This window comes from Microcoleus sp. (assembly GCF_049646505.1).
Taxonomy (GTDB): Bacteria; Cyanobacteriota; Cyanobacteriia; order Cyanobacteriales; family Microcoleaceae; genus Microcoleus.
In genome coordinates this window covers 1-6,073 of record NZ_JBARVX010000571.1, presented here as the reverse complement: position 1 = coordinate 6,073, position 6,073 = coordinate 1, and the positions used below count along the sequence as shown (strand labels likewise).

The window sequence follows — 6,073 nt, the reverse complement described above, 5'->3', positions numbered from 1 at the left end:
TGAAGGGCGATCGAGAAAAACCCATTCCCAATCCCCAACAACCTTTATTCGCGCTCCAGAAGTCACGAATACACAAATAGCTATTTCTTCCCTCTTACATCCGTTACATCCGTTACGTAATCCGTTGGCGAACTTCCTTCGTAATTATCAATGAATCAATATTTTGCTACAGTTGCGCGCGGTTTAGAAACAATTGCCGCCCAAGAATTAGAAAGCCTAGGCGCGCAGGATGTCAAGCCCGATTTTACAGGAGTCTACTTTGCGGGCGATCGCGCTTTATTGTACCGCGTCAATCTGTGGTCGAGAACAATTTTTCGAGTGCTCGTTCCCATAGCCGAGTTCCGGTGTTACGACTCAGATAAACTCTACCGCGAAGTGCAGAAAATCCCTTGGGACGAATATCTAAATCCTGATAATACCTTAGCAGTTAACTGCACCGGCGGCAACGATAAGTTGAACCACACACACTTTACAGCTTTGCAGGTCAAAAATGCGATCGCCGACCAACAGCGCCACCAATTTAACAAGCGTTCCAGTGTGGATGTAGAAAATCCCGATTTGCTGATTAACATTCACATCCATCGCGATCGTGCTATTTTAAGTTTAGACAGCTCTGGCGGCAGTTTGCACCGGCGGGGATACCGGCCGGCAATGGGGCTTGCTCCTCTCAAAGAAACCCTCGCTGCGGCGTTGTTAGAAATGGCAGAATGGACACCAGATTTGCCGTTTTTAGACCCGATGTGCGGTTCGGGAACTTTGCCTTTGGAAGCGAGTTTAAAAGCCTTGAACATTGCGCCAGGATTGTTTCGAGAAAAGTTTGGATTTATGACTTGGCGGGATTTTGACGAGCCTTTGTGGGATAGATTGTGGGCCGAAGCAGAGAGCAGCGAATTGCCAGAGCTTCCAGAAATGATTGCAGGGTGCGATCGCGATTCTGATATGTTAGATCAAGCTCGCACTAACGCGCAGCAAGCAGGTATTGCCGGTAAAATTAAGTTTGCTCGTACCGAGTTATCCGAGTTAGAAGCACCGACAGACAGCGGAGTTCTGATTTGCAATCCTCCCTACGGAGAGCGCCTCGGAGATACTAGCGAATTGGGAGATTTGTATAAGATGTTGGGCGATATTTTCAAGCAGCGTTTTAAAGGTTGGAATGCGTTTATTTTGACTGGAAACAAGGAGTTGGGTAAACAGGTGGGACTCAGAACATCGAAGCGAATTCCGGTTTTTAATGGCTCGATTCCCTGTACTTTGCTCAAATATGAACTCTATTGAATATTTCTGGTAAATATCCAACTCTAGCTGACAAAATGACGTATTGATTGGGAAAGGTTAGGCAAAATGAAAATTTTTCAATTAGACAGACACAAGCTCATATTAGGAGATGTGTTAGAAGTTCTTTCTAGTGAAATAAAAGATAATTCAGTCGATTTAATTTTTGCCGATCCTCCCTATAATATCGGCAAAGACTTTAATGGTTTTAAAGACAAGTGGAACTCCGAAAGCGATTATTTAGAATGGAGTTATAGTTGGTTGAACTTATGTATTAACAAGCTCAAGCACAACGGCAGCTTGTATTTGATGGCATCCACTCAATGTATGCCTTACTTCGATCTATATTTGCGCGATCGCTTAACAATTCTTTCTCGAATAGTGTGGTATTATGACAGTTCTGGCGTACAAGCAAAAAAATATTACGGTTCTCTGTACGAACCAATTTTATATTGTGTTAAAGACAAACGAAATTATACATTTAATTCCTCAGACATTCTTGTAGAGGCAAAAACTGGCTCTGTTAGAAAACTAATTGACTATCGCAAGTCTACACCATCAGTATATAATTCTCAAAAAGTTCCAGGTAATGTCTGGGAGTTTCCGAGAGTCAGATATCGTATGCCCCAATATGAAGATCATCCTACCCAAAAACCAACATCTTTGTTAGAGCGAATTATCAAAGCAAGTAGTAATGAGGGAGACGTCGTATTAGACGTATTTTCTGGGAGTTTTACAACATCATTTGTTGCCAAGCAACTTAAGAGAAAGTCAATCGGAATAGAATTACAAGAAAAATATGTAGAAATAGGATTAAATAGATTACAGATTACTTTTGATGACAATCAAGAGGAGCAAATATCCGAAGTCAATTCAGTTGCAAGTTCACCAAAACAGCTAACACTCAATTTACAATTTTGATAAAATGGAACACGAATTTACAAAAATAATTAAGAAAATTTTAAAAGAAAACTTTGGTGTTTCTGGTGAGCAAGTATTTGCTGTAAGCGAGCTAATTCAATATTTGAATATCAAAACTAAATCGGCAAATAAAGGCTCAAAATCAAGAGGAAGTTTTGCTAATTTATACGCTATATATGTTTTAGCTGAAGACTATTTTTTAAAAAATTTTCATCAAAGCGAGAAACATTCAGATTATGAAGGTGCAGTTTATACAAATATTTTCAAGAGACAGCGCGAATTACCGTTTGGACAAAAGCTTCAAAATCATGCTTTGAACCACAGACTTAATGAAGAATTCAAAAGATATTTTCCTACTTGTGACTTTATCCCTGTTCTGAGAAATCCGAAAACTAACAGGTATTGGTTTAACGAAAATTTATTAAAAGTTAAAATTCAGGAAAACGTACATAATATAGCGGAAACAGTAATTCAAATTATTGATGCCTACGTTGAAGCTAAGAGAGATAGCTTTGAAAAATTTCTTCAACTTTGTAAAGAGGCTCAAGCATTGACAGAGGGTCAAGTAATAGAATTTATCAAACAACTACTCGCACCAACGGTAGATGCTAGAATCTTCGAGATCGTCAGCTACAGTATATTAAAATACTACTATAGTGACCGATCGATTTATTGGGGTTATGAGGTTGATCGGCTCTAGCAAGAAAATTTAAAACTGTTTAAAACAGGTCGGACAAATGCAAATGATGGTGGAATTGATTTTGTAATGAAGCCTCTGGGACGGTTTTTTCAGGTGACAGAAACCGTAGATATGAATAAATATTTCCTAGACATTGATAAAATTGAAAAGTATCCGATAACATTTGTCGTTAAATCTTCAGATTCCGATATTGAAATTAAATGTAAAATAGAAGCGCAAGCTCGAAAACAGTATTCAATAAATGCTATAGTGTCGCGTTACATGGAATGTATAGAAGAAATAATTAATGTTGCTATTCTTATAGAAAGATTTGAACAAGCTGTTGCCAAAGGGTATTTAAGCAACATATTAAACGAAATTATTAAGCAGAGCAGATTGGAATTTAATTATGAGGCTGAGGAAGAAAATTTAGAAATTGAACTGTTAGAGAATTCCCTTGAAGATGAATGATTTATTTGTAATTAATATTGTTTGCAATAAGGACTCAAGTCCTTACTACAAACCCGACTAATTACTAAAAATTAATGCTCAATTTTCACAGAAAGAATCTTGTCACCTTGGCGGATCGCATTGACGACAGACATATCCTCTGTTTTGCCAAAAGTTGTGTGAACTCCATCTAAATGAGACTGGGGAGAATGGCAAATAAAGAATTGGCTGCCGCCAGTATCGCGGCCTGCGTGAGCCATCGATAAAGTCCCTGCCAAATGTTTGTTGGAGTTGATTTCACACTTGATTTTGTAGCCGGGGCCGCCCGATCCAGTACCTTTGGGACAGCCGCCTTGGATCATAAAATTAGGAATGACTCGGTGAAAGTTCAATCCGTCGTAAAAACCTTTTTCTGCCAAGTCAACAAAATTTTTCACTGTATTCGGCGCATCCGCATCGAACAGTTCCAAATTGATTGTACCTTTGTCAGTTTCCATAATAGCGCGGGTCATGATTTCTCCTTGCTTCCTAAAATGATTGTGTTGCCTGCATTGTAATTGCGGGCTTCGCTTGTATAACGACAGGTTTCAACCTGTCGTTATATTTTGACTTTCAGAAGTGTAGCATACTCCGGTAACTCTCATAGGACTGCTGCGCGCTTTTGGAGGAAACCCGGTTTGTTACTTTCAGTCATATTTTAATTTTCGGTGACTGTTGGGCGATTGGGTTCTTCCGGAATATCGTTCATATTAAAAATGAAAGGAACCCGACTCGAACCGCTGCCCGTAACCAACACTTTTGGCATCTGAGCGCCGCCGCTTCTCCAGGCTTCGATCGCCTCTTTTTGCAGCACTAATTGGCCACCCTGAGCTTTCAAAGTTTCCGCTAACAGTCTTTGAGCTTCTGCTCTACCTTGAGCGCGGTTAATGTCAGCTTGAGCCTGTTGTTCTGCTTCTTGAGCAATATAAACAGCTCTTTGCGCCCGCTGCTCGGCAACTTGTTTTTCCTCGACAGCTTTGGCAAAATCTGTGGAAAATCTAATGTTTACAACACTCGTATCGAGCACGATTACATCATACTTTGATAGCCTTTGCTTCAACGCAGCATCAAAGTCGCGCTTCAGTTCACTTCTTTGAGTAATAGATTGTTCGGCGGTTCTCAGTGCTGCTGCTGTTTTAAATGCTTCTTGCGTCTGAGGAGCAATGATTTTTGAAACTATATTATCCAAAGTTCCTTGAGTCCTTCTGATATCAACAACTCTCGCAGGATCGAGGCGAAAGTTGATGGCAAAACTAGCATTTAAATCCTGAAGGTCTTTAGTAGCACTTTGGGCTGGAACTTCAAATTTTTGCACAGTTACATCGTACACATCTACCTTGGATATCAGCGGGGGTCTGATGTGAAATCCTTCTAACAATGCTCCATCGGTGGCTTTTCCTAAAATGCTGACTACCCCTGCTTCACCTGGGTTTATGACAACAAAAGAGTTGAAGCCGAGGATCAGCGCGACTACTAACATAATTCCAGCGAGTGCTGATGATATGTTCTGGAAATTTTGATTTTTCAACTTACACGCTCCTTTGTGATGATTCTATTATAATGGTTAATGGAATGGATTTGCCCCTAAAATTTAAAATATAAAATTTACAATGGATGGGGTCGCCTTGAATTTCTAAAATATAAAATCGATCGATTGTGGAAATTGTTAAATATCCCAGAACTTATCATATCGAAGGTTCGCGTTTCGGGCCTGGCGATGAAGACCTAGATAGCGTGCCGTTTAGCGCGATTGCCGATCGCCCTTTAATCATCGAAGAAAAGGTAGACGGCGCAAATACGGGCATCAGCTTCGCACCAGACGGGCAAATGCTGCTGCAAAGCCGCGGCCACTATCTCACCGGCGGGCCGAGAGAAAAACATTTTAACTTGTTCAAACAGTGGGCTTTTAGTCTCAGCGGAACTCTGGCAGAAGTGCTGGGAAATCGTTATATTTTGTACGGCGAATGGCTTTATGCCAAACACACTGTTTTTTACGATTTTTTGCCGCACTACTTTATGGAATATGATGTGCTAGATTTAGAAAGCCGTCATTTTTTGAGTACAGAATCGCGCCGGAAATTGTTAAATGGACTGCCGTTATTGTCAGTTCCAGTGCTGTTTTCGGGACGAGTGAAATCGCCAAAGCAAATGAGGCAATTTATGGAAAAATCTAATTTTATTCAACCGGGACATTTGGAGAAATTGCGTTTGTGTTGTCGGGAAATGGGATTGGATGAAGAGCGGTGTTTAAAAGAGACAGATCCGAGCAATATGATGGAAGGTCTGTATATTAAAATTGAGGAAGATGGAATTGTCAAGGCGCGTTACAAATACGTGCGCGCCAGCTTTTTGACGGCTATTAAAAATGCGGAAGGACATTGGCTGAATCGCCCGATCGTACCGAATTTTTTGCGTCCAGGCGCTGATTTATTTAATTTTAGTTAGGAATTCCTAATAGTCGGCGGTTGAAACCACTGCTATACAAACAATGTCCGCGGAGGCGGACGAAGATAAGACTCGGCGGTTGAAATCGCTGCTATACAAACAATGTCCGCGGAGGCGGACGAAGATAAGACTCGGCGGTTGAAACCGCTGCTATACAAACAATGTCCGCGGAGGCGGACTCAGAAATTGCGTTATTAATAGATAAGACTCGGCGGTTGAAACCGCTGCTATACAAACAATGTCCGCCTCCGCGGACTCAGAAATTGC

At 40.8% G+C, this 6,073-nt stretch carries 7 protein-coding genes; 5 read left to right on the top strand and 2 right to left on the bottom strand.

The genetic code is table 11. From position 1 onward, the window contains the following. The first annotated feature begins 150 nt into the window (after positions 1-150). The 4 genes from WBA89_RS26780 (at position 151) to WBA89_RS26765 (ending at position 3,343) form a co-directional block, all read left to right on the top strand. Positions 151-1,275 (top strand): THUMP domain-containing class I SAM-dependent RNA methyltransferase, encoded by a 1,125-nt coding sequence (locus WBA89_RS26780; RefSeq protein ID WP_424410688.1) that lies wholly within the window; start codon positions 151-153, stop codon positions 1,273-1,275. Between the two features lie 66 nt (positions 1,276-1,341). Further along, the gene (yhdJ, locus tag WBA89_RS26775) at positions 1,342-2,193 is read left to right on the top strand and encodes an adenine-specific DNA-methyltransferase (RefSeq protein WP_424410687.1); all 852 of its coding nucleotides are present in this window, start codon (positions 1,342-1,344) and stop codon (positions 2,191-2,193) included. A gap of 4 nt (positions 2,194-2,197) precedes the next feature. Next, a complete protein-coding gene (locus WBA89_RS26770; RefSeq protein ID WP_424410686.1) occupies positions 2,198-2,893 on the top strand; it encodes a hypothetical protein in 696 nt (231 codons plus the stop codon). A 93-nt stretch (positions 2,894-2,986) separates the two neighbouring features. Further along, complete coding sequence (locus WBA89_RS26765; RefSeq protein ID WP_424410685.1) at positions 2,987-3,343, top strand: type II restriction endonuclease; 357 nt, start codon at positions 2,987-2,989, stop codon at positions 3,341-3,343. Positions 3,344-3,414: 71 nt separating this feature from the next. Here the strand turns inward: WBA89_RS26765 and WBA89_RS26760 are convergent, their stop codons facing one another. After that, positions 3,415-3,834: a peptidylprolyl isomerase gene (locus WBA89_RS26760; protein ID WP_194061701.1), complete on the bottom strand. Its 420-nt coding sequence runs from the start codon at positions 3,832-3,834 to the stop codon at positions 3,415-3,417. Between the two features lie 185 nt (positions 3,835-4,019). Beyond that, complete coding sequence (locus tag WBA89_RS26755) at positions 4,020-4,841, bottom strand: prohibitin family protein (protein ID WP_424410689.1); 822 nt, start codon at positions 4,839-4,841, stop codon at positions 4,020-4,022. Positions 4,842-5,017: 176 nt separating this feature from the next. Here WBA89_RS26755 and WBA89_RS26750 point away from each other — a divergent pair, with 176 nt between their 5' ends. Continuing rightward, the gene (locus WBA89_RS26750; RefSeq protein ID WP_424410684.1) at positions 5,018-5,806 is read left to right on the top strand and encodes an RNA ligase family protein; all 789 of its coding nucleotides are present in this window, start codon (positions 5,018-5,020) and stop codon (positions 5,804-5,806) included. Positions 5,807-6,073 lie beyond the last annotated feature (267 nt).

What these genes read in the sequence shown, in the direction of transcription:
- WBA89_RS26780 (WP_424410688.1), top strand. Translation starts at nt 151, where the DNA reads ATGAATCAATATTTTGCTACAGTTGCGCGCGGTTTAGAAACAATTGCC.
- yhdJ (WP_424410687.1), top strand. Translation starts at nt 1,342, where the DNA reads ATGAAAATTTTTCAATTAGACAGACACAAGCTCATATTAGGAGATGTG.
- WBA89_RS26770 (WP_424410686.1), top strand. Translation starts at nt 2,198, where the DNA reads ATGGAACACGAATTTACAAAAATAATTAAGAAAATTTTAAAAGAAAAC.
- WBA89_RS26760 (WP_194061701.1), bottom strand. Translation starts at nt 3,834, where the DNA reads ATGACCCGCGCTATTATGGAAACTGACAAAGGTACAATCAATTTGGAA.
- WBA89_RS26755 (WP_424410689.1), bottom strand. Translation starts at nt 4,841, where the DNA reads ATGTTAGTAGTCGCGCTGATCCTCGGCTTCAACTCTTTTGTTGTCATA.